Genomic DNA, 26,564 nt, shown 5'->3' on the forward strand with positions numbered 1-26,564 from the left:
ATGTCCTCCATAAAAAAACCCCATTATAAAAATGGGGTTTATACGGATTCTTTATTCATTTGGATATCAAACGGTTTTTGTTCTGAAGGTGGGTCAACCAATATGACGTCCAGCACTTCCTGGAACGTTTTTACCGCTTTAATGGTGATTCCGTCTATTCGTTTCAGAATGGACTGCTGATTTTCATATGGGATAATGACCGTTTTTGCTCCGGCCTGTTTTGCGGCTTTAATTTTCGGAATGACGCCGCCGATCGGTTTGACAAGCCCCGTCAGGCTGATTTCTCCCGTCATCGCCACCGTATGGTCGATCGGGATGCGGTGAATCGCGGAAAAAATCCCCGCGGCCATCGCGATACCTGCTGAAGGTCCGTCAATCGGGCCTCCGCCCGGAAAATTGACGTGAATGTCGTAGTCTGAAGGTTTGATGCCCATTGTGCGCAGAACCGTCAGAACATTTTCCACAGATCCCTTCGCCATGCTTTTGCGGCGGATCGACTTCGATTGGCTGCCGATACTTTCTTCCTCTGCAATTCCCGTGATATTCAGGCTTCCTTTGTCCTGCGCAGGTGTGACATTCACTTCGATTTCCAGCAATGCGCCGCTGTTCGGCCCGTAGACAGCAAGTCCGTTCACGATGCCGACTTGCGGTTCATCGGCGATTTTCTGCTCATTTTTAGGTGTAAGCTGACTGGAATGAACAACCCATTCTATATCTTCTGTCGTAATTTCTTGTCTGTCCTCAGTCACCGCCATGCCGGCGGCGATCTGGATCATATTGACGGCTTCACGTCCGTTTCTCGTATATGTGGTCAGCACACTGAGAGCTTCGTCAGAAATCTCTTTCTGAATTTTGTCGGCTGCTTTTTTCGCAACGATTTTAAGTTCATCCTTTTCCAGCTCGCGGAAAAATACTTCAAGACAGCGCGAACGGATGGCCGGCGGAATTTCATTCGGCATTCTCGTTGTCGCTCCGATCAAACGGAAATCTGCCGGAAGCCCATTTTGAAAAATATCATGAATGTGATTCGGTATTTGCGTATTTTCTTCACTGTAATACGCACTGTCTAAAAATACTTTTCGATCTTCAAGCACCTTCAGCATTTTATTCATCTGAATCGGATGAAGCTCACCGATTTCATCAATAAACAATACCCCGCCGTGAGCATGGGTCACAGCCCCCTGTTTCGGCTGCGGAATGCCTGCTTGGCCCATCGCACCCGCTCCCTGATAAATCGGATCATGCACTGAACCGATAAGCGGATCGGCAATCCCCCGTTCATCAAACCGCGCGGTCGTCGCATCAAGTTCAACAAAAACAGCCTGCTTTTGAAACGGTGACTGTTTATGTTTTTTCGCTTCTTCCAATACCAGCCGCGCCGCAGCCGTTTTTCCGACTCCCGGAGGACCGTAAATAATGACGTGCTGCGGGTTCGGTCCGCAAAGCGCTGCTTTTAACGCTTTAATTCCGTCTTCCTGGCCGACAATGTCCTGAAAGCTTTTCGGCCGCACCTTTTCTGATAAAGGTTCTGATAAACTGATGGCGCGCATTTTGCGCAGCTGTTCCATTTCTTTTTTTGATTCTTTATCTATCGTCACTTTTTGTGTACGCTGGTTTTTGAGCAGATTCCAAAAGTATAATCCGATGACTATCCCGAAAAACAGCTGTACAAATAATGCGATCCCTGTCCAACTCATGCTGGTCCCTCCTGAAAAAACGATTTATGTATCCAATTCATTCCTCTGTCCGCTAGTATCTCCCAGCTAAGCCCGGAATAAACATTTTCAGAAGGGTCAGGACAAGAAAAAAACCTCCTGATCAATTCGAGTCAGGAGGTTTTGTCATGTTATGCTGATGTTTTATCTTGGCCGACAACTGTGCCGTCTTTTAATACAAGACGCGGTGCTTCACCGTCTGCGACTGTCGCTCCGGTAATGACACATTTTTCAATATCATCGCGGGACGGCAGATCAAACATGACGTCAAGCATGATGCCTTCAATGATAGAACGCAGGCCGCGTGCGCCTGTTTTTCGCTCGATCGCTTTTTTCGCAATTTCAGATAATGCCTCGTCTTCAAATTCAAGCTCGACATCATCAAGTTCTAACATTTTCTGGTATTGTTTGACGAGTGCGTTTTTCGGTTTAGTCAGAATTTCGACCAGTGCCGTTTCGTCAAGCTGCTCAAGGCTTGCAATGACAGGAAGACGGCCGATGAATTCAGGAATCAGCCCGAAACGGAGCAAGTCTTCCGGAAGAACTTTAGAAAGCAGTTCTTCTTTTTCCAGGTCTGCCGCTTTATTATCTGAGCCGAAACCGATGACTTTTTGTCCGAGACGGCGTTTGATGATTTGTTCAATGCCGTCAAATGCACCGCCGCAAATGAACAGAATGTTCGTCGTATCGATCTGGATGAACTCCTGATGAGGATGTTTGCGTCCTCCTTGAGGCGGCACGCTTGCAACCGTTCCTTCAAGAATTTTCAGCAGCGCCTGCTGAACACCTTCGCCTGATACGTCGCGTGTAATAGACGGGTTTTCAGATTTTCGCGCTACTTTATCGATTTCATCGATATAAATAATGCCTTTTTCTGCTTTTTCCACATCATAGTCTGCTGCCTGAATCAGCTTGAGGAGGATGTTTTCTACGTCCTCACCGACATATCCGGCTTCAGTCAGAGATGTAGCGTCCGCGATCGCAAACGGCACGTTCAGAATACGGGCAAGCGTCTGGGCAAGAAGTGTTTTCCCGCTTCCAGTCGGTCCGATTAAAGAAATATTACTTTTAGAAAGCTCGACATCATCCACTTTACTGTTGGAATTGATGCGTTTGTAATGGTTGTATACCGCAACCGCAAGTGATTTCTTCGCCTGATCCTGTCCGATGACATATTCATTCAGAATCTCACGGATTTCCTGCGGCTTCGGAACGTCTTTAAATTCGACTTCTTCTTCTGTACCAAGCTCTTCCTCTACGATTTCTGTACAGAGCTCGATACATTCGTCGCATATATATACACCCGGTCCTGCAACCAGCTTACGAACCTGATCTTGCGTTTTTCCGCAGAACGAGCATTTCAATTGTCCTTTTTCCTCGTTGAATTTAAACATTCTTTCACCCCTTAATCTTGTCTCACTTTTTCTTTTACCTGAAGGGCAAAAGAAAACGGTTCTTGCTACGATCGAGTATGTATTGCATTTTACCATACTTTCCAGTAAGACGGTAACAATGTGTTTCGCACTTGCACATTCTATATGTATGACGAAAAACAGCCCGGCAATGACTATCTTGCCCCAAGAAAAAGAGTTATATCATAATTGTACAAAACAAGGCACGAATTAATCGCGCCCTGTTTTATTATGTCTATTATTATGAACCATATTAACGGTTTTCTACAAGAAAATCAATTGCTTTTCGAACTTTTAAATCTTCTTTCATCGCGTCAGTTGAACCGATTGCCTGCTTAATGTTTTCAACCGGCATATTGTAAGCTTCAGCCATTTTAGTCAGCTCAGCTTCAACTTCTTCGTCCGTTACTTCAAGGTTTTCAGCTTGAGCGATCGCTTCAAGAGTCAGGTTTGATTTTACGCGTTTTTCGGCATCTTCTTTCATTTGCTCTTTTAACGCGTTTTCGTCTTGGCCTGAGAATTGAGTGTAAAGCTCAAGGTTCATGCCTTGCATTTGCAGACGCTGTTCGAATTCTTTCAGCATGCGGTCAAGCTCAGTGTCGATCATCGCTTGTGGAACATCAGCTTCAGCGTTTTCAGATGCTTTCAGAACAAGCTCTTCACGCAATTTAGCGTCAGCTTCGTTTTCTTTTGCTTCTTCAAGGCGTTTTTTTGTTTTCTCAGTTAATTCAGCAAGCGTTTCAACTTCTTCGTCAATGTCTTTTGCGAATTCGTCGTTAAGCTCAGGAAGCTCTTTCGCTTTGATTTCATGAATTTTCACTTTGAAAACAGCTGGTTTTCCGGCAAGCTCTTCAGCGTGGTACTCTTCAGGGAATGTTACTTCAACATCCTTTTCAGCGCCTGCTTCAAGGCCTGTTAACTGCTCTTCGAAGCCCGGGATGAATGAACCTGATCCTACTTCAAGTGAATAGTTCTCAGCTTTTCCGCCTTCAAACGCTTCGCCGTCAACGAAACCTTCGAAGTCAAGAACGACTGTATCGCCGTTTTCAACAGCGCCTTCTTCTTTCACGACAAGCTCAGCCTGACGCTCTTGAAGCGCTTTAAGTTCGTTTTGTACATCTTCGTCAGTAACGGCAGTGTCATCTTTTTCGATTCCTAAGCCTTTGTAGTCGCCAAGTTTCACTTCCGGTTTTACAGTCACTTTTGCAGTGAAAATCAAGCTTTCGCCTTTTTCGATTTTTTCAACATCGATTTCAGGGCGGTCTACAGGCTCAATGCCGGCTTCTTCAACCGCTTTAGGGTATTCTACAGGAAGTAAAATATCTAAAGCATCCTGGTAAAGAGCTTCAACGCCGAAACGCTGTTCGAATAAACCGCGGGGAACTTTCCCTTTGCGGAATCCAGGAATAGAAACCTGTTTTACTACTTTTTTAAATGCATCATCAAGAGCTGTTTTGAACGTATCCGCATCAACTTCAACCGTTAATACGCCTTCGTTGCCTTCTTGTTTTTCCCATTTTACAGACATGTGTTTCCCTCCAAAAATCTATTCAGGTTGTGTCGGTCTTCCATTCTAAAGCAATCCGCGGCTTTGTCAAAGAAAAAACCGCTTTGAATCAGAATCATTATGTAATGAACTGGCAGCCTGTCCAACCGTAATTCTCATTTCAGTTAAACCGCTATACATAAATACAACCACTATATTATAACATAACGCCTACCGCTTTCAACTATATGGTGTGATTTACAAATAAGAAATTTCTTCAATATCCTTAATCATCGTGCAGGCTTCTTCAAGTTCGCGGCTGTCAAACTCGTACATCATATGAAGTTCCTCCGGCTCAATGTCAATGCCGTGCATCTCGTAACCGACCTTATGAAGCGCCGCCGCCCATAAATCTGCGTTCAAAAACTTCGGCATAAAAGGGTGCAGGACGTACAGATGCCTTCTCCACAGCTCCTCGACGGCAGCGTATAATGTAGGGTTTTCATTGCCGAGCGTTTCATCAAGCACCCGGAGAACGCGATGCAAAATCGGAGCCGCATCAGGCTGAACCGTTTCACTCGGAACCGCGGTCATTGAATCGCCGAATTTTGTAATATGAACCGGCTTGCTGTAGTCATGCTCCGCCATCAGCGTCAAAATCATCGTCTTGATAAGCGGATGCGCGCCCGGATCTTGAAGAATTGTTTTTAAGAGACCCGTGTATTTTGAAATATTGCGGTCTTTGAGAGAATGAATCAGATTCATTTGTTCAGCGGGGCTGTTCAGCACTTTTTCCGCATCAAGAATATCCTCGTATTCCTCCTCCCACGCTTCATCCTGCTGGTCGGGATCGGTCATTTTGCGGCTGAATTCGAGCAGCCGGTAGAATTGCTCCGCACTTTCTGCGGGCAGCTGGTTTTCTTCCAGCACAGCTTCAATCGTGCTTTTGACTTCTTCATATTGTTTCAGCTGAATTAAAATGGTCATGTACACCTGCAGTACGGTGAAATAATGGCCGTACCCTTCATTCAGCATTTTCTCGCAAACTTGTTTTGCTTCTTCCAATTCCCCGAGTTCCAGAAAACAAATCGCCATGCCTAAATGTACGTCGGACTCGGTATCGCCGTGGCTTACCGCCTCTGAGAACAGTTCGAGGGCCTCCTGATACTGTTTATCCTTCATGGCGGCCATCCCTTTATCAACCAAGCGTTCTTTCAGACGGGGGAAAGGAATGATATCAGCTTTTTTATTGTCATGCGTCATACTTTATTTCCTTTCAGGCGCTATTTTTTTCAAGTGTATCAACACGCGTCAGGAAACACAAGAAAGGATGGTGCGCACGGTAAAAAAAGCCGCCGGACAGATGCCGGTCGGCTTTTTTCAGGCTTGAAGCCATGAACTTCTTTTCGATTCAAACTGCTGTATGTCGTCTTCCAGCAGAAGCGTTAATGAAATTTCATCATAGCCGTTTATCAGCATTTCCTTCCAGTGAGGATCGACTTCAAATGAAATCTCTTTTCCTTCACTGTCGTGAATGAGCTGGTTTTCCAAGTCAACCGTCATGTTAAGGGACTGATTTTCATATTGACCGGCGAGTTTTTTCCACTGATCATACGGCATACGGATGGGAAGCATACCGTTTTTAAAACAGTTTTGATGAAAAATATCGGCAAATGACGGAGCAATGATGATTTTGAAGCCGTAATCATCCAGCGCCCAAGGAGCGTGCTCACGGGATGATCCGCAGCCGAAATTCTCTCCGGCAATTAATATGGACGCGCCTTCATAGACTTTGCGGTTTAATTCAAATTCAGGATCAGGCTCACCGTTCTCAAGGTATCTCCAATCAAAAAACGCGAATCTGCCGTATCCGGTTCTTTCAATTCTTTTCAAAAACTGTTTCGGAATAATCTGGTCCGTATCGACGTTGATTCGGTTTAAGACAGCCGCTTTTCCCGTATGCGTTTTTAAAGGTTCCATCTTTTCGCGCACTCCTTACACAACTGTTTTTTCTTGATAAAACTTTCTTACATCGACGAAATGCCCGTGAATGGCCGCCATTGCCGCCATCGCCGGACTGACAAGGTGTGTTCTCGCGCCTTTTCCCTGTCTGCCTTCGAAGTTGCGGTTGGAAGTGGAAGCGCATCGTTCCCCTTCAGGCACGACATCATTGTTCATACTGAGGCACATGCTGCAGCCTGATTCTCTCCATTCAAATCCGGCCTCGAGAAACACGCGGTGCAGCCCTTCTTCTTCGGCCTGCTGTTTCACGCTTTGAGAACCCGGCACCACAATGGCTCTGACGCTGTCGGCGACTTTTCGGCCTTTGATCATATCCGCAGCCTGGCGAAGATCGGTCATCCGCGAATTTGTACAGGAGCCGATAAACACATGTTCGACTTTAATATCTTCAATTTTTTGATTCGGTGAGATTCCCATGTATTCGTACGCGCGGATGGCTTCTTTTTTACCGTCTTCAGAATCAATCGTTTCCGGCGCCGGTATTTGGGCATCGACCGGGAGAACCATGCCGGGATTGACGCCCCATGTTACCATTGGAGAAATCTCGCTGCCGTCTAACACGATGGAATGATCGTATACGGCGCCCGGATCGGTTTTTAACGCTTTCCATTCTGCGGCGGCTTTGTCAAACTCTTCGCCTTTAGGCGCGTATTTACGGTTTTTACAATATTCGATCGTCGTGTCATCTGGAGCGATCAGTCCCGCCCGTGCTCCCGCTTCTATTGACATATTGCAGACGGTCATGCGTTCGTCCATAGACATGTTTCTGAATACTTCCCCGGTGTATTCAATGACATATCCGGTACCGAATCTCACCCCGTATTTTCCGATGACCGACAATATGACATCCTTCGCGGTCACTCCTTTTTGGAGCGTTCCGTCAACGCGGATTTCAAGCGTTTTCGGCCGCTGCTGCCACAATGTCTGAGTGGAAAGAACATGTTCCACCTCACTTGTGCCGATACCGAAGGCAAGCGCTCCGAACGCGCCGTGAGTCGATGTATGGCTGTCTCCGCAAACGATCGTTTTCCCCGGAAGTGTCAGACCAAGCTCAGGTCCGACCACGTGAACGATTCCCTGGTCTGCGCTGTGAAGATCCGCAAGACGGACGCCGAACTCCTCGCAATTCCGTTCAAGCGCGGTTACTTGGCGCTTTGCGACTTCATCTTTAATGTCAAAACGGTTGACGGTCGGAATATTGTGGTCCATCGTCGCAAATGTGTTCTGCGGCCGTCTGACCTTTCTTCCCTTCTGCCTTAACCCTTCAAACGCCTGAGGAGACGTCACCTCATGAATTAGGTGCAGATCAATATAGAGAAGGTCGGGTTTTCCTTCACCGCTTTTTACAACATGCCGATCCCAAATCTTTTCGATGATTGTTCGAGGCATCATCTTTGTTTCCTCCCTCTACCTATGAACTAAGACCGCTTTCTTTAAAGCGTCACACTATAGATTTTGTATTCGAGCCAGCTAATGCGGCTTTTACTTTTTCAGTAATGTCATGCGTTCCGGCATATTGGCCGTCCCGGGCGATATCACGTGTACGGCTGCCGTCTGCAAGAACCTTTGCGACCGCTTTTTCCACCGCCTGCGCTTCGTTTTCAAGCCCGAAAGATGTTCTCAAAAGCATCGCCGCTGATAAAATCGCCGCAAACGGATTGGCCATCCCTTTACCGGCGATGTCAGGCGCAGATCCATGCACGGGTTCAAACAAGTGAAGACCTGAACTTGATAAACTGGCTGACGGCAGCATGCCGAGCGAGCCTGTCAGCATGGAGGCTTCATCGCTTAAAATATCGCCGAACATATTCTCAGTTACGATGACGTCAAACTGGCTCGGAGCGTAGATGAGCTGCATCGCGGCATTATCGACAAGCATATGTTCAAGCGTCACATCAGGAAATTCTTTTGCGATTTCATCCGCTGTTTCCCGCCACAGTCTGCTTGATGAAAGCACATTCGCCTTATCAACGGACGTCACTTTTCCTTTTCTGCCGGCAGCCATCCTAAAGGCTTCTCTGACAACGCGTTCGATTTCTTCTTTCTTATAAAAAAGGGTATCGACCGCTTCCTTTTCTCCCGCTTCATTGACATACTGTCTGCTCGGTTCTCCGAAGTAGAGGCCGCCCGTCAGTTCCCTGACGATTACAAAGTCGACGCCGCTAATATATTCTTTTTTCAGCGGAGACGCCTCAGACAGGCTTTCAAATACGGTCACGGGACGCAGATTGGCAAACAGGCCGAGTTTTTTTCTGATGCCGAGCAGGCCTTTTTCCGGTCTGAGCTCCGGAGGATTTTGGTCCCATTTCGGTCCGCCGACTGCCCCGAGCAGGATGGCGTCGGATCTTTCACAAAGAGCCACCGTCTCCTCAGGAAGGGGGTTTTGATGGGCGTCAATGGCCGCTCCCCCGATCAGTCCATTTTCAAATTCAAATTCATGTCCGAATTGTTCGGCAACGCTTTTCAATACATCTGCCGCTGATTCCGCCACTTCCGGTCCGATTCCGTCACCGGGAAGCAAAGCAATGCGTTTTTTCAAATCAAACGTTCTCCTTTCTATTACGAGCCGACCGCAGTCTGTCTCTTTAATCCGTCTATATTGCAATCCAGCACCAATTGCCGGTTCACGGCGTTCAAATATGCTTTTGCAGAAGCTTCCAGAACATCCTGCGCGATTCCCCGCCCTGATGATTCTTTTCCGTTCACGGTCACTCTGACGTAAACTTGAGCCAGCGCGTCTTCGCCTTTTCGGTTGGATTGGATGCGGTAGTCTGTCAGTTCAATATTTTTATCGATGCAGCGCCCGAGCGTATTATAAACGGCTTCTACGCTGCCGGCCCCCGTTGCCGCCTCTTGCATCAGCTGTTCGTTTTCCTGATTTTTTAAAGAGACTGTTGCAGTCGGCACCTGAGACGTCCCGTAATGCACTTGCAGAGACAAAAATTCATAGCCGATTTTTTTGTCTGTCACTTTTTCTTCTAAAATAAGAGAAATCAAGTCATCATCGGTGATTTCTTTTTTCTTTTCGGTCAGTTCTTTAAACATCGTAAAATATTTATTGATTTCATCACTATCAAACTGGAATCCAAGCGTATTCAGGCGGTCTTTGAACGCGTGGCGCCCGGAATGCTTTCCGAGTACGAGCGCATCAGCAGTCACGCCGACAAGTTCCGGTGAAATGATTTCATATGTTGATTTTTCTTTCAGGAAACCGTCTTGGTGAATACCCGACTCATGTGCGAAAGCGTTATCTCCGACGATCGCTTTATTGCGGGGAACGGCCATGCCCGTCAGTTTGCTGACAAGATCACTCGTCCGCTTCAATTCATGAAGATTGAGAGATGAATCGGCTTGATGCGCGTCATTTCTGACATGAAGCGCAACGGCGATTTCCTCTAGTGCGGCGTTCCCGGCTCTTTCTCCTATGCCGTTAATGGCGCATTCAATTTGATCAGCGCCGTTCTCAATTGCCGAAAGTGAGTTGGCAACCGCCATTCCGAGATCATCGTGGCAATGGGCTGAGAGCTTTACCCGGCTGATATTCGGAACGTGTTCCTTCATATATTTAAAGATGTTTCCGTATTCAGCCGGCGTCAGGTAACCTACAGTGTCCGGCAGGTTGATGACGCTCGCGCCGGCATCAATCACTTTTTCCACGATTTCAGCCAGAAACGGAAGTTCTGTGCGGCATGCGTCTTCTGCTGACCATTGAACGATCGGAAAGCGTTCTTTTGCATACTTCACCATTTCAACCGCTTTTTCCTTAACCTCTTCCCGCGTCATTTTCAGCTTATGCTTCAGATGAATGTCAGAGGTGGCGATAAAGATGTGAATCCGCGGGCTAGCCCCGTCTTTCAGCGCTTCCCAGGCTGCGTCGATGTCACCTTTGACAGATCGGGCAAGCCCTGTTACCGAACAATTTTTAATCGTTCTTGCGATTTCCTGCACAGCTAAAAAATCACCTCGGGATGAAGCGGGAAATCCCGCTTCAATAATGTCCACCCCGAGTCTTTCAAGCTGCTTAGCTATCGCCAGTTTCTCCCGGGAATTGAGGTTGACCCCGGGGGATTGTTCACCGTCACGAAGGGTCGTGTCGAAAACATTAATTTTGCGCAACGGAGACCACCGCTTCCTTCTTTTTGCCTTGTTTAACAAACGGCATCATTTCACGAAGCTGTCTGCCGACCTTTTCAATCTGATGCTCGTTTTCACTCGCATTGATCGCATTGAAGCGAGGACGGTTCACTTGGTTTTCCACGATCCATTCTTTCGCGAATGTACCGTTTTGAATATCTGTTAATACTTGTTTCATCGATTCTTTTACCTTCGCATCGACTACACGCGGTCCTGATACAAAATCTCCCCATTGAGCCGTATCGGAGATAGAGTATCTCATGCCCGCCAATCCTTCTTCATACATCAAGTCTACGATCAGCTTCAGTTCGTGCAGACACTCGAAGTATGCGAGTTCGGGCTGGTAGCCGGCTTCTGTCAGCGTTTCAAAACCCGCTTTGACAAGCGCCGTTAAACCTCCGCACAGAACAGCCTGCTCACCGAACAAATCCGTTTCCGTTTCTTCCTTAAATGTTGTTTCAAGAACGCCCGCACGCGCTCCGCCGATTCCTTTTGCATAAGCAAGAGCCGTATCTTTCGCTTCTCCTGATACATCCTGGTAGATGGCAAACAATGCCGGTACGCCTGCGCCTTGTTCATATGTTCTTCTGACAAGGTGTCCCGGCCCTTTAGGAGCGACAAGGAAGACATCTACATCAGCTGGAGGCACGATCTGATGGAAATGGACGTTAAATCCGTGTGCGAATACCAATGACTTGCCCGCCGTCAATTCATCTTTGATTTCAGCTTCATATACTTTTTGCTGCTGTTCATCCGGAAGAAGAACCATAATGATATCAGCCTGGGCAGCCGCTTCTCTTACCGAAAAGACTTTATGACCGTCTTCTTGGGCCTGTGTAAATGATTTGCCTTGTCTGACGCCGACAATGACATCAATTCCGCTTTCTTTTAAGTTCAGCGCGTGTGCATGACCTTGTGAACCGTAACCGATAATTGCTACTTTTTTACCCGCCAATACGTTCTCTTTGATATCACCGTTATAATATACTTTTACCATTTTAATCTCTCCCTTTTTTGTGTTATACAATTGAAATTGTTTTATTGGATGACGCCTTCTGCTGGGTTCCCCTCGCAAAAGCCGTTGTGCCCGTTCTCGCGATTTCTTTAATGCCGTAAGGTTTGAGAAGCTCTATGAGCGCTTCGATTTTATTAGATTCGCCGGTAACCTGAACGACGATGCTGTCTCTTGAGACATCAACGACGGAAGCTCTGAACGGCTCAATGATTCCATTGATTTCCGTTCTGGCCGACGGTGCGGAAACAACTTTGATTAATGCCAGCTCACGCTGTACAATCGATTGGTTTGTAATATCCGTCACTTTCAGGACGTCAATTTGTTTGTTAAGCTGCTTTGTCAGCTGCTCTACGTCATTTTCGCCTTCCACATGGACGACAAATGTAATCCTTGAAACACCGCTTGTTTCCGTGTGGCCTACAGTGATGCTTTCGATATTATAGTGTCTTTTTGTAAACAGGCCGGTGATCCGGTTTAATACTCCCGAGCGATTGACCACCGTTAATGTGATAATGCGTTTCAAGGTTTCACCCCCACCATTTCATGAAGTCCTTTACCCGGCGCAATCATCGGGAATACTTTCTCGCTTTTGGCGACCCGGACGTCAATAACGGCCGGTTCTTTTGATGAAAGCGCCTTTTTAAGCTCTTCTTCCGCCTCTTCTTCCGATGAAATCCGGACGCCTTTAATGCCGTAGGCTTCTGACAATTTGACAAAGTCAGGCTGCGCCGAGAATTTGGATTCAGAATAGCGTTCTTCATAGAAGATTTCCTGCCACTGTCTGACCATGCCCAGACATTCGTTGTTCAAGATAACCACTTTGACAGGAAGATTCAGCTGCCGGATGACATCTAATTCCTGAAGGGTCATCTGAAAACCGCCGTCTCCGAGGATGGCAACGACCGTGGCGTTACGATCGGCCAGCTGCGCTCCGATAGCCGCCGGAAGGCCGAAGCCCATTGTGCCGAGTCCCCCCGAGGTCACCCACTTATCAGCCTTTCGGAAAGGATAAAACTGAGCCGCCCACATCTGGTGCTGGCCGACATCCGTCGCCACAATCGCCTCACCGTTTGTGAATTGGTGAATATACTCAATCAGCTTTTGGGGTTTTAAGCCCTCTTCTCTGTTGTCTGTATACCAAAGCGGATATTCTTCTTTCCATTCTGAAAGCTGCTGTTTCCATTCCTCTGTCTGTCCCTGTTTTCCGTTTTGCTTCAATAATTCCTGAAGGACAATTTTACTGTCGCCGACCACCGGAATCTGCGTTTCAATAATTTTTCCGATTTCAGCAGGATCAATATCGATATGCGCTACTTTGGCCGATTTTGCAAAATGCTGCAGATTTCCGGTCACACGATCATCGAACCGCGCTCCGATGCTGATCAACAAGTCACAGTGGTAAAGCGCCATGTTCGCTGTGTATGTGCCGTGCATCCCCGCCATTCCCAGAAAAAGAGGATGATCTGCCGGGAAACCGCCCAGACCGAGAAGCGTGTGGGCTACCGGTATTTGCTGCTGTTCGACATAATTTTTTAAATCTTCTGAAGCTTTACCGTGCAAAACACCCGCTCCGGCTAAAATAACCGGCTTTTTCGCACTGCTGACAGCTTCCACGAGCTTTCGAATCTGCAGATAGTTAGGCTCTTTTACCGGCTGATAACCCGGAAGGCTGATCTCATGATCATATCTGAACTCTCCTTCAAATGCTGCGACATCCTTCGGTATATCAATTAATACCGGACCAGGTCTTCCCGTCGTGGCGATATGGAACGCCTCTTTAATCACGCGGGGGAGATCTTCCGGACGGCGGACTTGGTAGCTGTGTTTCGTAATCGGCATCGTAATTCCTAAAATGTCGGCTTCCTGGAAAGCGTCGCTGCCAATAACCGAAGTGGCCACCTGACCGGTAAACACTACGAGCGGCAGTGAATCAATCATCGCATCCGCAAGACCGGTAACTAAATTTGTCGCTCCGGGCCCTGAGGTAGCAATCACAACCCCCGGCTTTCCGGAGACTCTCGCATACCCTTCTGCCGCATGAATCGCGCCTTGCTCGTGGCGGGGCAGGATGTGAACCAATCCTGATTGATACAGTTTATCGTAAATCGGAAGGACGGCTCCCCCCGGATAGCCGAAGATCATCTCGACATTTTCTTTCTTTAATGATTCAATCAGCATCAGAGCCCCGTTCATTGTCTTTGTACAATCGGCAGACATAGTATCCGCCTGTACATTTGTGCCCATTTTCAGTTCCTCCTTTTCAATGTTCCCTTCTAAAATCCAATTCATAAAACGCAGCGCCGGCTGACGCAAATAAAAAAGCCTTCCCACCCACATTCAGCCAAGCATTTCATGCGATAGCCAAAAGGGGCGAAAAGGCTTTGCTCTCCGCGGTACCACCCTTGTTTACGGTCATATGCAGACCGTCTCATGGATAATGAATATCCGTTTTGATAACGAGTAAACATTGCGTTCACTCGGCCGAGTCCTACTCTTTACATTTCAGACCGGCACTCTGAGGGGAGTTCACTTTGATTTGTTTTACCGGCTCTCAGCGTTACCGGCTCTCTGTGAAAAACTTCAGCAAAGCTACTTATCCTCTTCTGCGCTTTTTATTATGGCAGCTCTTTTATTAAAAAAAGAACCTTCATTTGTTTGTTTTTTCAGTGTTTTATGATTTTTCTTTTTAGCGTGAATCATTTATTTATTTTTGTTTGAACTCATATTACGCCCGTTTGCAGGCAGTGTCAACAGCATTTTTATAATTATTAGACAATTTAGATTAATCAATCTACTTTGTATACGCTTTCATTACTGGTACAAAGGGATCTGTAAATATTAAAAGTTTTTTTCATTTTTTTATTAATCTCTCAAGATTACATGAAATTTTTCCGTTCATATACGAATATGTCACATTTTATTACACGATTTTTCTCTGTCCTTCCGGCATGCTTGTCAGATATTTCGTTCGATTGAACAGGCTCTTTATACAGACATACGCATACACTGTTCTTATCTCGTAAGAAATGAGTGATGTCATGAATAAGATGTTATCAGGCATGCAGGGCCTGCCTCCTGGATTTCCGCCTTTACCGGTCTTACCGCCGCAGTCTTATTATCCCCCGGCCCCGATGCATACAGCTCCATATCAAGGCGGCCCTTCTTTTCAGCAGGGATTCCCCTCATCCGGATACGGACAGCAGACCCCGCAAAGCACACTGTCATTCGCCGGGCAGCAATTCGTTCCGTACCCTTATACATCCGGGTACTACGGCCAAACCTTCAGTGACGTCGGCGGAAGCCTCGGCGCCGGGGCACATCCCGGCGCGCTCGGAGGCGGTTTCAGCGGTCATGCCGGGGGCTTCAGCGCTCCGAGCGGATTCAGATGATACAAAAACCGGTCTCCCACGGCCGGTTTCTTTTCTTATTCAGAGGGTATAACGGTCATTCCACTGATTCATTTCCTGCTCCGTATAGTAATCAGCCCTTGAAACCTCAACAATGATTAAACCGCATTGAGTGATTAAAAATTGTTTCAGTTCCTCAAACAGTTCGTCTTTTCCGCAAAAGATCGTTTCTATATTGTGATTTTTATATGCAAATGCGTACTTCAAAAGCTAATTCCTCCCGCTGCCTTTCTATCGATTATTGACAAAATGTATGATAGAAATTAGATAATTTATCACTCAAGGGCGCCTTAAGTATCTTTATACATATATTTATTACGGTAAATATTACATTAAGTTTCATTTATATTAAAATTACTTTACAATTTTCATCAAATACGGAATTTTTGTTTCGTAAAATAAAAAATAAAATACAAAAAAACCTCAAATCCATTGTCAGGGCTTGAGGTTTTTTATACGTCCCAGGAGAGATTCGAACTCCCGACCGACGGCTTAGAAGGCCGTTGCTCTATCCGGCCTTCATCCTTTATATATCGCTATCGTTTACGTTCATGTATAACGGTCATTTTCCGAACTTTGACCATAATCTCTATTCATCGTAGCATAATTGTTTTACAACAACGTATAGCATCTAGAAAACAATCAATACTCATGGAGAAACACAATATCATCTCACTTTTGATAACGAATGATGTTTTGCATACTATAAAAAATACTTGGCATCATTCTCATTCCAATTGTTTAGTTCCCTTCACCCAAGATTATGTAGGTATACATCTAACCATTCGGTAGTGAGCTTTTCATTCAAGATTCCTTACCATCTTTGACAATAATATAACCTTTCTCAAACAAATCATGACATCAAAACTTACATATCGGCATCACTATATTGTGATATTCCAGTTTTTCTTCCTTGGTACATAAGGAACTCTTCAGAATGTGGGCTACTACTAAAAATTGAATAGGCTATTCCTTACCGCATATCTGCAATATGTCAATGGTTTTATTCCCGAATAGAGCCTTTCTAAGAATTGTTCAGCTCTGCTTTTAGTTTTACCTTCGATATCAAGTGTATCTCTATTGAGAGCTTCAATAACTTCCTTGTAGTCTCTCTCAGTTACTGGTTGAAGAGTCATTTCACCTTCAATGTCAAAATAACTTAAAAGTACATTACTCTTCTCTTTATCAAGAACAGAAAACCCCTCCACATAAAATTAGGTGAATAACCTACAATCTCATTAAACAGAGAGACCTGTATGTCATACTCTCTGATTTCATCAAGGAAGTATATATACTCCCAAGTCTACCCCTTTGAATCTCCCCCCATAGTTGCTCTTCAAGTGGGACATTATGTATTTTTACGTTACAAATCCATAAGAATATAAGACCCTTTTAGCTGAAAAAATGTTACCTAGCTGGTTCTATTCTGTTCCACTTGTTTGCATTAACATTATTTACTCCTGCGGTTACTCCCCCGTTTGAACTAACCTTTCAAATTGATCCTCACTTACAAATGGTTTTATTCTCAAGATATCTACTGTTCGATCGAGTGTATCAACATAGTGTTCTCGAAGAATGACCCTACTTATCTTGTACGCTCCTATAGGTTCGTGTATTTTGTTCTGACACCATACGCATTATCAACAGGATACTTCTTTTCATTCTTTTTTATTTTATTCTTAATGATCTTGTTCACATCAATCTTCAGATCATGAGCCAATAATCAGGAATAGATTAGTACATCAGCAAATTCATCTTCAATATTCTCCATATTCTCTTTATGGGCTTCTTCACTACTTTTCTATTGAAGATTTTCCAGAAGTTCACTTACCTGGAGTGATAGTGACAGGGCTATATCTTCAGCATTGTGAAATTACCCCCAGTTTCTATCATCTCTAAACTCCAGAACCATAGCCTCGAGTTAATTGATTTCCATTTTACAACCCATTTCTTCTGATCTAATACTCTTTTTTAATTGAGATTCTTCCTATATATTAACATTTCAGAAAAATATTTTGTCACGGGAATACTACCTTCCATGTAATGCACACTACTCTAAGGATATTAAGGTGCAGCACTTAAGAATAATCATTTTTTTTACAAAAAAAGCATTGATTTAATGATGCAGCTGATTTAGAATCTATCTATACCAAATTTATCTAGAGGTGATTAATTATGGCAACAGTTAGTCCTTCATTGACTAAAGCAATATCATTTAATCCATCAAAAAGATCTTTTCAGTTCACTGTTAGGAATTTATGTGACAGAATAGAAAGTAAACAGATGGTGCTACCACTTTATCAATCTGGAATCCGATGGATATTACAAAAGAATATCGACCTGCTTAACTATCAATTATTAGGAAAAGCCCCAGTCTCTCCCATCTCAATTAATGAAATAACAGACACTAGCATTGCTGTAGAACAAGTTACGTTTATTGATAGAAAACTCATTGAAGGTAATGTTCAAGGTAAATATTCAGTTACAGATGGACAGCAGCGTCTAACATGTAACTACAAAGCCTACACAGATGACAACTCTTTTAAAAATATTGTCTTAGATATAGGTAGAGGAAGGTTTTTTCAAGTTGGTGGAGAGATACAAAACAACCAAATACCTGTAGGAAAATTGTTAAATAAGGACATAAATGAGTTCTTTGCATACACAAACAGCAATAGCTTCCTAAAGAAACAAGAAGTAAAAGATGTTTTAATGTCAGTTAGAAGCAAATTATTTGATTATAACTACACTATTAACATTGCAGAAGATCTGACGGAAAACGAACAAGTAGATTGGTTTGAAAAGCTTAATAATGCCGGAAGTCGTGTATCTGGGGTACAGATTAAATTTGCTAAATTACTTGTAAGAGGAATGGATATCTACTCTGACTACACCGATATCTTCGTATCTAAAATGGATGAAAATGGGTACCGTTCTCTATTTGTTCAGAAGAATACAGAAGTATCAATTCCGATTGCCACATTAAATGCGGCTTATGAAGTAATAACACAAAGAGGGGATCATGTCCGTAACTTCACCCCTATGGCATCAGATACGAAAGAGAATCAACTATGCGCTTTAGAGGTCTCAGACTTAAAAAGATGTTTTGATCTTACCTTAGAGGCTTTAGAAAAAACATTTGCGTTCATTGATGATAATAACCTTACTCCTCCAACACGTATCGACTATATAACATACATCACTGGTTTCTTTGTTTATAATCATAATAAAGAACTTAACGAGAAACAAAAAATGGCGTTATTAGATTGGTATGAGGAAACTGACTTCACAAATAAATCAAACGATGAAAGAAGGGACATCTTTAAAGAAATTATTGAGATTCGATATCTAGGTGCTGAAGAATTGAAGACGGTTTAATGCTTCTCATCATTAATCAATGCAAAAGAAAGACCTACATATTTGCAGGTCTTTCTTTGTTTTCTTATACTGATGCAATTTAGTTATCCCTATTTACAAAGCGACAACAAAAATAGGCAGCAGTCTTATAAACTATTGGAATAGCCATGTGCAATACTTGATTAAAGTATCACGCATTTTTCCCTTCATTAAGACTTTTCCTCTTCGTAAAATTCATCAAAGTAACCATAAAACTCATATATCGCTTCTCCTAACTCTTTTTTTCATAAGTACGAGCGGCGGTTACTTGCAACCTCATCAACATCTAAGTATAGATACTGGGCATTAACCGATGTATCACTAAATCCCAATGCTTTTGAGATTACTGCAACATTAGCACCTTTGTCTAACAAATCGTCTTAGCAAATCCTCTCCTCAGAGCATGATGATTAATATTACTTAAGCCGTGCATTTTAACGTACTTGTTTAGCGGCTTCTAAATATTACTTATGTGTTGAAGAGGAAGAAATAGGGTCACCATACTTCGTAATAAACAATAAGCTATTGCTCTTGCGATAACGTTTCCTAATGAAAGCATTTTGCTTTATTAATACCTCCAACAAACGTTTTAACAAATCATCAAAAGGCAGCTTTCTCTGCTGATGATTTTTCATAATACTTCCTTCTAAGTTTAGTACACTATTATTGAAATCAATATGCCTTTCTTCAAGTTGAGATAAAGTATTTATCCTCACCCCGGTCTTGAACATAACTAATACTGCTACTGCATCTCTTAGCTGAACGAAATTGCTCAGATCCAATGGGGAGAGCAGAACGTTGACATCATGTTCTGTAGCGTCAACTTTGATATTTATGGTCTTCCAAAGTTCAATCTAGCGATTATCAAAACAGGGGGAAAGAAAAACCTTTAAACATTTCAATCTTATTAATTTGGTTTGATTGCTGACATTCATACTGTCTAACCACTTGTAAATAGCCTCGGCAGTTATATCTCTATGTACTGTATACGTGTTATATTTTGAAAATGCTCTACATGTCGGACGTTATCATCTATGGTACGACTTCTGTTACCGCTCACCTTCATTTGCCTAGTTACTGTGGCTAGAACCTTAGAGATGAGTATTGATTCTGCTGTATGTTCAGCATATTGATTTAAGTTATTTTTTGTATTGAGTGGTGTTGAGTTAGAACTCGGCTTTTTCTCTAGCAATCCTCTTACATCAATTACAACATCAAACAAACCTTTTCTTTTGGTCATACAAAAACCTTCTATACCATTAGTACGTCGTTATACGGTGTAATTTCTTACGTGACCGTTATACTGACTGTTTCACTAACGATATAGAAGGTTGATTTGACGGGCTTTAGCACCCAATTTATTAACGTCCCAGGAGAGATTCGAACTCCCGACCGACGGCTTAGAAGGCCGTTGCTCTATCCGGCTGAGCTACTGGGACATGAAAAACAAATTGTTCTGCTGATCATTTTACCATGATATCAGCGAATTGACAATATAGTCATCCGATAAAAAAGGCCAGCGGCATCAGTTTTCACTCTGATGTCACCAGCTCTTTTTTTGTACGTCCCAGGAGAGATTCGAACTCCCGACCGACGGCTTAGAAGGCCGTTGCTCTATCCAGCTGAGCTACTGGGACAGCTTTTGCTTTATGTATCAGCGACAAGATTTATTATATACAGGTTCAAATCATAAGTCAATATTTTTTTAAAAACTTTTGATGGGGAAGAATGAAATCTCCCCCATCACTTGTTAAAAACTGATTGTATTCCCCAATTCCTTCAATTCCCGACCCGTTTCGTCGTAAAATGTCACGGCGCCTTCTCTTTCTGTAAGAGTAAGAATGGCATAGCTTTTCACATTGCGGACTCTCGGAAGACGGATGCTGCCCGGATTAATCAAAAGCTTGCCCCGAAGCACTTCACTCCCGGCAATATGTGAATGGCCGAAGCAGACGATATCCGCCCCAAGCTCTTCCGCCCGGTAAAAAACAGTTAAAAGTGACTGTTTAATGCCGTGAAGATGCCCGTGAACGGCCAGAATTTTCTTTGAACCGGCGTCCAGAAGGAGTTCATCCTGAAACCCGCCGCCAAAGTCGCAATTGCCTTTTACCGTGTGATATGGCGTAAGCGCCGGATGTGCGGCGTCAAGCTCTGAATCACCGCAATGAATCATCAGATCCGCTTCGTCTTCGTGCCGCTTTGCAATCGTCTCCAGCTCGTCTTCAAGGCCGTGACTGTCACTTATTATCAGCACTTTCATTGCATACGCTCCCCCTTATGAATCAAGCAGCTTTGACAATTTCTTGAGCGCCTCAGCCCTGTGGCTGATTTTGTTTTTCTCAGCGCTTGTCAGCTGGGCCATGGTTTTATCTTTATCTTTCACAATAAAAATGGGATCATAGCCGAACCCGTTATCCCCCTCGGGTCCTTCCGCAATATACCCTTCAACATGACCTTCGACCGTTTTTGTTTCCTGCCCCGGCATGCTGACGGCAAGGGCGCAGCGGAACCGGGCCGTGCGCTGCTCTTTTTCGATGCCTTTTAATTCTGACAGCACCTTGTCCATATTCGCCTTATCATCTTTTGCTTCTCCGGCATAACGGGCTGAATAAACGCCCGGTCTGCCTCCAAGGTTGTCCACCGATAAACCGGAGTCGTCTGCAATGACCATTTTGTTGACGGCTTTTGCCACGGCTTCCGCTTTTAAGATGGCGTTTTCTTCAAAGGTATGTCCGGTTTCTTCAATTTCTTCCGTAAATCCGATTTCCGCCAAAGAAGAGACGCTGTAGCCTTTCGGTTCGAGTATTTCCTTGAATTCTTTCACTTTTCCCTGATTATGTGTCGCAATAATGGCTTCTTTCACGGTGATCAGGCCTCTCTTTCTTATTTCAGTTCAGGCAATGTTTCTCCCAGCACTTCTTTTTGCTTTTGAATAAGCGTCTGGATTCCTTTTTCGGCAAGGCTTAACAGTCCGTTTAAATCTTCACGGGAGAATGTGGCTTCTTCGCCCGTCCCTTGAAGCTCTACAAAACGTCCGCTTCCCGTCATGATGATATTCATGTCGACTTCAGCCGCCGAATCCTCTTCATAATTCAGATCCAAAAGAAGGCCTTCTTCTTTATCCATCCCGACAGAAATGGCCGCGAGATAATCTGTCACAGGAGAGGTTTTGATAACGCCGCTTTTTACGAGTTTGCCGATCGCAATGGCCATTGCCAAGAAGGCGCCGGTAATGGAAGCCGTTCTTGTTCCGCCGTCAGCTTGAATGACGTCACAGTCGATCCAGATCGTCCGTTCGCCGAGCTTCTCCAAATCAACGACGGCCCGGAGCGCGCGCCCGATCAGCCGCTGAATTTCCATCGTTCTGCCGGAGACCTTTCCTTTTGAAGATTCTCTTATCGTTCTTTGATTCGTCGCGCGGGGAAGCATGCTGTATTCCGCTGTGATCCAGCCTTTTCCTCCGCCGCGTAAAAATGGCGGCACCCGGTCTTCCACAGATGCATTACAGATGACCTTCGTATTTCCCGCTGTAATTAAAACAGAGCCTTCCGGGTGAGTGATAAAATCCAAATCAAATGTGATAGGGCGCAGCTCATCGTGCTGTCTTCCGTCGTGTCTCATATTTTACCTCCGATTATATGTACATAAACCTTTTGTTCCGGATTGTGAATAAAGAAAGAGGCAGCCGGAACGCTAACCTCTTTTTTACTAGTATATCAAAAATCGCAAATTAAAAACTACCCGTATTCACTTGTGACGGCCTCGAAACAGGTTTTGAAAGGGATTCTCCTTTTTCATTCACCAGTTCTGATTTTCCGTTTACTTTTATAGAAACACTTTTGATCGACGGCTGTTCGGTTAACGTGAGGACGATGCTGTCCAGTACGCCCGATGATACCATTTTTGTTTTTTCGTCGGCGCTTCCGTAAATGGAGCTGTTAAAGTCCAGTGTAACCTGGCCGTCTTTCACTTTCGGCTTGCTGAGAAGTTTAACATCGTTATTAAAGTCCGTCAAAAGCCCGCTTGCTTTGCCCGGTCCGTCGGCGAGCTGTTCAACGGCAGCGGTGATGTCATTTGTTTCCGAATTGTCAATCCGCTTTGTGACAGGCACGTAGTATTCGCTCGTCTCTGTTTCCGCCAGATAATATACAGTCAGCGGGTGGGTGTCTGTCAGATCATTCACTCCGGCCGTTTCAATATTAATCCCGTCTTTTCTGCTTAAGTCGCCCGTAATCGGCGTGCCGCCCACAGGCATTTCTTTCAGCTCGTGCCCGTTGATTCTGATTTTGACTTTATCTATTGAGCTGAATTGAGTAAGCGTCCATGTAATCGATTGCAGGATTTTTTGTTCGTCTTCTTTTTTATAGTTTTTAAATTCCTTCGAAAAATCAGCGACAGCAGTGCCGTCTTTTTTAATATCGACATTTACCGTCGTATCAACAGGAAGCACCGCTCTGAAGCCGTTCGGCAGGATTTCTGACACAGGCCCTCCCTGAACCAAATACTCAAGGGCCTGCTTTGCGGTTCCCTCACTGTTCGGAAGAGGCAGTGTCTGTGCTGCGACATAGCCGTTTTTATCAATCAGATACAGCTCTCGCATGACTGTATTGGCCGGCTGGTCGGCTTTAGAAGTGCCGTTTTTCTCTGACTGCTTTGGTTTTGCCTGAATTCCCGCTTCATCCTTTACATATGAAATGTCTTGAGGCGGGTCAATTTCCCCGGCTGTTTTATCGGATTGAAACAAACCGCATCCAGATAACACAAAAGCCGAAGTAAGACATGTTGCAGCAATGACTGCAGGTCCTTTTTTCAGCATACTTTTCCCTCCTAAGGCTGTTTGTACTATGATGTATACGAGCCCTGTCCGGGAAATAGACCGGGAAGCGCAAAAAAACCCGCCGTAAACAGCGGGTTTTTTGATTTATTTTCTGACCGGCTCTTGAAGGGAGATGCACTCGACATGGCCGATTTCGTGGCCGAACCAGTCTTCGGCAATTTTTGCGAAGCCGTTCCGCTCTCCCGTTGTAAGAAATTGATGCTCCGGTGCATGTTTCGATTGGTTTAACAAACCTTTATAAGACAAGATGGTGCTCACTTCTCTTGCCGTCTCGTCTCCGGAGGAAATGATTTTTACATGCTCTCCCATATAGTTCTGAATCGGATCTTTTAAAATCGGATAATGCGTACATCCTAAAATCAAGGTGTCAATTGATGTACCTTTTAAAGGCTCAAGCGATGCTTCAACCGCTTCCTCCGCTGATTCCTGAAGAAACCGTCCGCTTTCCACAAACGGCACGAGCAGCGGACAAGCCGTGTTCTCAACTTGAAGTTCTGCGTTTAACCCGAGCAGCGCCTGCTCATACGCTCTGCTTTTAATGGTATTGACCGTGCCGATGACGCCGATATGCTGGTTTTTCGTGACCTTTATCGCCGTTCTTGCACCCGGCTGAATGACGCCGACAACCGGAATATCCGTTTTGCGCTGAATATCCTCCAAGGCAATGGCCGTGGCCGTATTGCAGGCGATCACGAGCATTTTGATATGGTGGTTTTCCAGCAGGTAATCGGTCATTTCCCACGTGTATTGAAGAACTTCTTCTTCAGGACGCGGGCCGTACGGGCAGCGTTTTGTATCTCCCACATAGATGATATTTTCCTTCGGTAGCTGTCTCATGATTTCCTTAGCAACGGTTAACCCGCCAACCCCGGAATCAATGACTCCTATCGGCTGTTCCAACAAAATCGCCTCATTTTCTTTTCATTTCATGCTGCAGTTTCAATAATGATTTTTCGAAAGCGGCTGTTTCTTCTTCGGAAAATGTCGCAAACATATCCCGCAAATAAGCCTGTCTTTTCAAAATCACTTCTTGGATAATGCGCTCTCCTTCAGCGAGAAGATGAATTCTGACGACCCGTCTGTCAGCCGGGTCTTTGACCCGCTCGACAAGCTTATTTTTTTCCATGCGGTCTATCAGATCCGTCGTCGTGCTGCAAGCCAAATACATTTTGCCTGATAATTCGCCTATTGTCATATCCCCCAATTCATAAAGCCATTGAAGCCCCACGAATTGCGGCGGTGTAATTGCATATTGGTTAAGGATTTCTCTTCCTTTTTGTTTAATGATCGCAGCGATATGGCGGAGTGATTTTTCGATATCCGCAACATGCTCTACAGATTTTGATGTCATTTGTCCATCCCTCACTCAAGGATCTTTCTGGGCTATGCGCTCCGTGTCTATTTTCCTTCTTTTTTTAAGAAAATGCAAGACTGACGGAGAAAAAGGAAAAACCGGGATTTTCACCGCATGCCCATCAGCCCGGGCGCCAACGCAAATAACCGGCTCCTTCTCGAAAAGAAGGAAAACCGGCAAGAATCAGAGCTCTAGCTCACCCATTCTAAGAAGCTCGACAACAGCTTGCGAACGCCCTTTCACACCTAACTTCTGCATGGCATTTGAAATGTGGTTCCGTACAGTTTTTTCACTGATAAATAGCTCGCTTGCAATTTCCTTTGTTGTCTTGTCTTGAACGAGCAATTCGAATACTTCTCTTTCTCTTTTGGTCAGCAGCGGCTTTGATTGAAAATCTTTCTCCTTCAAGTATTGTAACCCTCCTTGCTAAGGTGAGAGCGAATCTGAAACGAATGGGTTTATATAGTCAAGATATCATATGTAAAGGGCGCTTCGGAGGTGACGTCTCTTAGAGAAATAGTTATCCGTTCAGGCGAGCAGAATGCCTTTCTCCCGCTCCGTCCAGCTGACCGCTTTGCCGCTTTCCTTCGACACTTGAACCATAACGACGGAACCTGTAAAGCACGGCAGGCCCGACTCATTTTCTCCAAGGTAATGAAGGGTGACGGACGCATTTCCGGCAGCGCTTGCTTTCACATAAATCCGCAGATTTTCATACGGCATAACCTGACGCATATAGTCGCACTGCTGGCTTGCGACGACGGTCATCGTTTCCGAGTTTTGCGCCGTCATGCCTCGCTGTTTAAAATAAGCGATCCGGGCTTCTTCAAAATAGATGAAAGGGGTTACATTATTCATATGGCCGAACATATCCGTTTCTGAAAAACGAACCGATACTTCAGTAAAGAAAGAAAACGACTGTCTCCATTCTTCAAACGGGATATCAATATATTGCGGTTGTTTCATCACCTTCAGCTCCTTATAAAAAAACCTCTCCCGTGCGGAAGAGGCTCTTTTTCTCTTTCTTATACTCTGTCGCTTCCGAAGAAATTACGGAATGCTTGTAAATTGGTATCTCTGTTCAAAGCAGCGATTGAAGTCGTAAGCGGAATGCCTTTCGGGCAGGATTGAACACAGTTTTGTGAATTCCCGCAATCTCCGAGGCCGCCGTCTGTCATTAACGCTTCTAAACGTTCTGCTTTGTTCATCGCGCCCGTCGGATGGGCGTTAAACAGACGCACTTGCGACATCGGGGCAGGCCCCATGAATTTCGACTTGCTGTTGACGTTCGGGCAGGCTTCGAGGCAGACGCCGCATGTCATGCATTTAGACAATTCATATGCCCACTGGCGGCGTTTTTCCGGCATTCTCGGCCCCGGTCCCAAATCGTAAGTTCCGTCAATCGGCACCCATGCTTTCACTTTTTTCAGTGAATCAAACATTCTGCTGCGGTCAACCTGAAGGTCACGGACAACCGGGAATGTTTTCATCGGCTTCAGACGGATCGGCTGTTCCAGCTTATCAATCAGCGCCGTACATGACTGGCGCGGTCTTCCGTTGATGACCATGGAGCAGGCGCCGCATACTTCTTCAAGACAGTTCATGTCCCATGCGACCGGAGTGGTTTTCTCTCCTTTTGCATTCACGGGATTTCTGCGGATTTCCATCAGGGCGGAAATCACGTTCAGATTCGGGCGGTAATTAATTTCGAATTCTTCATCGTATGGCGCGCTTTCGGGCGTATCCTGACGTGTAATGATAAACCGTATCTTTTTCTCACTCATGA

At 44.8% G+C, this 26,564-nt stretch carries 23 protein-coding genes, 2 tRNA genes, 2 pseudogenes and 1 other annotated feature; of the genes and pseudogenes, 2 read left to right on the top strand and 25 right to left on the bottom strand.

The window, feature by feature from the left end:
* Nucleotides 1-38: 38 nt before the first annotated feature.
* The 11 genes from lonB to ilvB all read right to left on the bottom strand — a co-directional run bounded on the left by lonB (nucleotide 39) and on the right by ilvB (nucleotide 14,028).
* Entirely contained in the window at nucleotides 39-1,697 is a 1,659-nt protein-coding gene (gene lonB / locus MY7_RS11565; RefSeq protein ID WP_007612897.1) for an ATP-dependent protease LonB, read from the bottom strand.
* Nucleotides 1,698-1,846: 149 nt separating this feature from the next.
* Complete coding sequence (clpX, locus tag MY7_RS11570) at nucleotides 1,847-3,109, bottom strand: ATP-dependent protease ATP-binding subunit ClpX (RefSeq protein WP_007612899.1); 1,263 nt, start codon at nucleotides 3,107-3,109, stop codon at nucleotides 1,847-1,849.
* Between the two features lie 271 nt (nucleotides 3,110-3,380).
* Entirely contained in the window at nucleotides 3,381-4,655 is a 1,275-nt protein-coding gene (tig, locus tag MY7_RS11575; protein WP_007612901.1) for a trigger factor, read from the bottom strand.
* Nucleotides 4,656-4,871: 216 nt separating this feature from the next.
* Nucleotides 4,872-5,876: a DNA damage checkpoint antagonist DdcA gene (gene ddcA, locus MY7_RS11580; RefSeq protein ID WP_007612903.1), complete on the bottom strand. Its 1,005-nt coding sequence runs from the start codon at nucleotides 5,874-5,876 to the stop codon at nucleotides 4,872-4,874.
* A 117-nt stretch (nucleotides 5,877-5,993) separates the two neighbouring features.
* Nucleotides 5,994-6,593 carry a 3-isopropylmalate dehydratase small subunit gene (leuD, locus tag MY7_RS11585; protein WP_007408146.1) on the bottom strand — a complete coding sequence of 200 codons (600 nt, stop codon included), beginning with the start codon at nucleotides 6,591-6,593 and terminating at the stop codon, nucleotides 5,994-5,996.
* Between the two features lie 15 nt (nucleotides 6,594-6,608).
* Nucleotides 6,609-8,027, bottom strand: coding sequence for a 3-isopropylmalate dehydratase large subunit (gene leuC, locus MY7_RS11590; protein WP_007612904.1), 1,419 nt, complete (start codon nucleotides 8,025-8,027; stop codon nucleotides 6,609-6,611).
* 49 nt (nucleotides 8,028-8,076) lie between these two features.
* The gene (leuB, locus tag MY7_RS11595) at nucleotides 8,077-9,174 is read right to left on the bottom strand and encodes a 3-isopropylmalate dehydrogenase (RefSeq protein WP_007612905.1); all 1,098 of its coding nucleotides are present in this window, start codon (nucleotides 9,172-9,174) and stop codon (nucleotides 8,077-8,079) included.
* Nucleotides 9,175-9,194: 20 nt separating this feature from the next.
* Nucleotides 9,195-10,751 (bottom strand): 2-isopropylmalate synthase, encoded by a 1,557-nt coding sequence (locus MY7_RS11600; protein WP_007612906.1) that lies wholly within the window; start codon nucleotides 10,749-10,751, stop codon nucleotides 9,195-9,197.
* The gene (gene ilvC / locus MY7_RS11605; RefSeq protein ID WP_003152600.1) at nucleotides 10,738-11,766 is read right to left on the bottom strand and encodes a ketol-acid reductoisomerase; all 1,029 of its coding nucleotides are present in this window, start codon (nucleotides 11,764-11,766) and stop codon (nucleotides 10,738-10,740) included. The genes MY7_RS11600 and ilvC overlap by 14 nt, the downstream gene beginning before the upstream one ends.
* Nucleotides 11,767-11,788: 22 nt before the next feature.
* Nucleotides 11,789-12,307 carry an acetolactate synthase small subunit gene (ilvN, locus tag MY7_RS11610; RefSeq protein WP_003152598.1) on the bottom strand — a complete coding sequence of 173 codons (519 nt, stop codon included), beginning with the start codon at nucleotides 12,305-12,307 and terminating at the stop codon, nucleotides 11,789-11,791.
* Nucleotides 12,304-14,028, bottom strand: coding sequence for an acetolactate synthase large subunit (gene ilvB, locus MY7_RS11615; protein WP_029326044.1), 1,725 nt, complete (start codon nucleotides 14,026-14,028; stop codon nucleotides 12,304-12,306). The genes ilvN and ilvB overlap by 4 nt, the downstream gene beginning before the upstream one ends.
* A 119-nt stretch (nucleotides 14,029-14,147) precedes the next feature.
* Nucleotides 14,148-14,399 (bottom strand) — a binding site (T-box leader).
* A 423-nt stretch (nucleotides 14,400-14,822) separates the two neighbouring features.
* On the opposite strand from ilvB, the gene MY7_RS11620 reads away from it, so the two are divergent.
* Nucleotides 14,823-15,173 carry a hypothetical protein gene (locus MY7_RS11620; protein WP_020954258.1) on the top strand — a complete coding sequence of 117 codons (351 nt, stop codon included), beginning with the start codon at nucleotides 14,823-14,825 and terminating at the stop codon, nucleotides 15,171-15,173.
* A gap of 39 nt (nucleotides 15,174-15,212) precedes the next feature.
* On the opposite strand, the gene MY7_RS11625 is transcribed toward MY7_RS11620, so the two are convergent.
* The gene (locus tag MY7_RS11625; RefSeq protein WP_007408136.1) at nucleotides 15,213-15,398 is read right to left on the bottom strand and encodes a hypothetical protein; all 186 of its coding nucleotides are present in this window, start codon (nucleotides 15,396-15,398) and stop codon (nucleotides 15,213-15,215) included.
* 1,393 nt (nucleotides 15,399-16,791) lie between these two features.
* A pseudogene (locus MY7_RS19275) lies at nucleotides 16,792-17,103 on the bottom strand (MazG-like family protein).
* 263 nt (nucleotides 17,104-17,366) lie between these two features.
* Here MY7_RS19275 and MY7_RS11635 point away from each other — a divergent pair.
* Nucleotides 17,367-18,569, top strand: coding sequence for a DUF262 domain-containing protein (locus MY7_RS11635; protein ID WP_007612927.1), 1,203 nt, complete (start codon nucleotides 17,367-17,369; stop codon nucleotides 18,567-18,569).
* Nucleotides 18,570-18,832: 263 nt separating this feature from the next.
* Here MY7_RS11635 and MY7_RS20165 read toward each other — a convergent pair.
* The 12 genes and pseudogenes from MY7_RS20165 to sdhB form a co-directional block, all read right to left on the bottom strand.
* Nucleotides 18,833-19,827 (bottom strand): annotated as a pseudogene (locus MY7_RS20165) (tyrosine-type recombinase/integrase).
* Nucleotides 19,828-19,952: 125 nt separating this feature from the next.
* Nucleotides 19,953-20,026: transfer RNA gene (locus MY7_RS11645), tRNA-Arg, on the bottom strand.
* Between the two features lie 124 nt (nucleotides 20,027-20,150).
* Nucleotides 20,151-20,224 (bottom strand) — tRNA-Arg (locus MY7_RS11650).
* Nucleotides 20,225-20,337: 113 nt separating this feature from the next.
* On the bottom strand, nucleotides 20,338-20,847 hold the full coding sequence (locus MY7_RS11655) for a YfcE family phosphodiesterase (RefSeq protein WP_007612931.1): 510 nt from the start codon (nucleotides 20,845-20,847) through the stop codon (nucleotides 20,338-20,340).
* Between the two features lie 15 nt (nucleotides 20,848-20,862).
* Nucleotides 20,863-21,459, bottom strand: coding sequence for an XTP/dITP diphosphatase (locus MY7_RS11660; RefSeq protein WP_087920775.1), 597 nt, complete (start codon nucleotides 21,457-21,459; stop codon nucleotides 20,863-20,865).
* 11 nt (nucleotides 21,460-21,470) lie between these two features.
* Nucleotides 21,471-22,208 (bottom strand): ribonuclease PH, encoded by a 738-nt coding sequence (rph, locus tag MY7_RS11665; protein WP_007612934.1) that lies wholly within the window; start codon nucleotides 22,206-22,208, stop codon nucleotides 21,471-21,473.
* A 109-nt stretch (nucleotides 22,209-22,317) separates the two neighbouring features.
* Complete coding sequence (locus MY7_RS11670) at nucleotides 22,318-23,403, bottom strand: GerMN domain-containing protein (RefSeq protein WP_007612936.1); 1,086 nt, start codon at nucleotides 23,401-23,403, stop codon at nucleotides 22,318-22,320.
* A gap of 105 nt (nucleotides 23,404-23,508) precedes the next feature.
* Nucleotides 23,509-24,327, bottom strand: coding sequence for a glutamate racemase (racE, locus tag MY7_RS11675; protein ID WP_012118125.1), 819 nt, complete (start codon nucleotides 24,325-24,327; stop codon nucleotides 23,509-23,511).
* Nucleotides 24,328-24,334: 7 nt separating this feature from the next.
* A complete protein-coding gene (locus MY7_RS11680) occupies nucleotides 24,335-24,775 on the bottom strand; it encodes a MarR family winged helix-turn-helix transcriptional regulator (protein WP_003152580.1) in 441 nt (146 codons plus the stop codon).
* 186 nt (nucleotides 24,776-24,961) lie between these two features.
* Entirely contained in the window at nucleotides 24,962-25,186 is a 225-nt protein-coding gene (gene gerE, locus MY7_RS11685; protein WP_003152579.1) for a spore germination transcription factor GerE, read from the bottom strand.
* Nucleotides 25,187-25,306: 120 nt separating this feature from the next.
* On the bottom strand, nucleotides 25,307-25,744 hold the full coding sequence (locus MY7_RS11690; RefSeq protein ID WP_007612938.1) for an acyl-CoA thioesterase: 438 nt from the start codon (nucleotides 25,742-25,744) through the stop codon (nucleotides 25,307-25,309).
* Between the two features lie 59 nt (nucleotides 25,745-25,803).
* The gene (gene sdhB / locus MY7_RS11695; protein ID WP_003152575.1) at nucleotides 25,804-26,562 is read right to left on the bottom strand and encodes a succinate dehydrogenase iron-sulfur subunit; all 759 of its coding nucleotides are present in this window, start codon (nucleotides 26,560-26,562) and stop codon (nucleotides 25,804-25,806) included.
* Between the last annotated feature and the right edge of the window lie 2 nt (nucleotides 26,563-26,564).

Source organism: Bacillus sp. 5B6 (assembly GCF_000259405.1).
Taxonomy (GTDB): Bacteria; Bacillota; Bacilli; order Bacillales; family Bacillaceae; genus Bacillus; species Bacillus velezensis.

Coding starts and splice junctions, on each gene's coding strand:
- lonB (WP_007612897.1), bottom strand. CDS start 1,697: ATGAGTTGGACAGGGATCGCATTATTTGTACAGCTGTTTTTCGGGATA.
- clpX (WP_007612899.1), bottom strand. CDS start 3,109: ATGTTTAAATTCAACGAGGAAAAAGGACAATTGAAATGCTCGTTCTGC.
- tig (WP_007612901.1), bottom strand. CDS start 4,655: ATGTCTGTAAAATGGGAAAAACAAGAAGGCAACGAAGGCGTATTAACG.
- ddcA (WP_007612903.1), bottom strand. CDS start 5,876: ATGACGCATGACAATAAAAAAGCTGATATCATTCCTTTCCCCCGTCTG.
- leuD (WP_007408146.1), bottom strand. CDS start 6,593: ATGGAACCTTTAAAAACGCATACGGGAAAAGCGGCTGTCTTAAACCGA.
- leuC (WP_007612904.1), bottom strand. CDS start 8,027: ATGATGCCTCGAACAATCATCGAAAAGATTTGGGATCGGCATGTTGTA.
- ilvC (WP_003152600.1), bottom strand. CDS start 11,766: ATGGTAAAAGTATATTATAACGGTGATATCAAAGAGAACGTATTGGCG.
- ilvB (WP_029326044.1), bottom strand. CDS start 14,028: ATGGGCACAAATGTACAGGCGGATACTATGTCTGCCGATTGTACAAAG.
- MY7_RS11620 (WP_020954258.1), top strand. CDS start 14,823: ATGAATAAGATGTTATCAGGCATGCAGGGCCTGCCTCCTGGATTTCCG.
- MY7_RS11635 (WP_007612927.1), top strand. CDS start 17,367: ATGGCAACAGTTAGTCCTTCATTGACTAAAGCAATATCATTTAATCCA.
- MY7_RS11655 (WP_007612931.1), bottom strand. CDS start 20,847: ATGAAAGTGCTGATAATAAGTGACAGTCACGGCCTTGAAGACGAGCTG.
- rph (WP_007612934.1), bottom strand. CDS start 22,208: ATGAGACACGACGGAAGACAGCACGATGAGCTGCGCCCTATCACATTT.
- MY7_RS11670 (WP_007612936.1), bottom strand. CDS start 23,403: ATGCTGAAAAAAGGACCTGCAGTCATTGCTGCAACATGTCTTACTTCG.
- MY7_RS11680 (WP_003152580.1), bottom strand. CDS start 24,775: ATGACATCAAAATCTGTAGAGCATGTTGCGGATATCGAAAAATCACTC.
- MY7_RS11690 (WP_007612938.1), bottom strand. CDS start 25,744: ATGAAACAACCGCAATATATTGATATCCCGTTTGAAGAATGGAGACAG.
- sdhB (WP_003152575.1), bottom strand. CDS start 26,562: ATGAGTGAGAAAAAGATACGGTTTATCATTACACGTCAGGATACGCCC.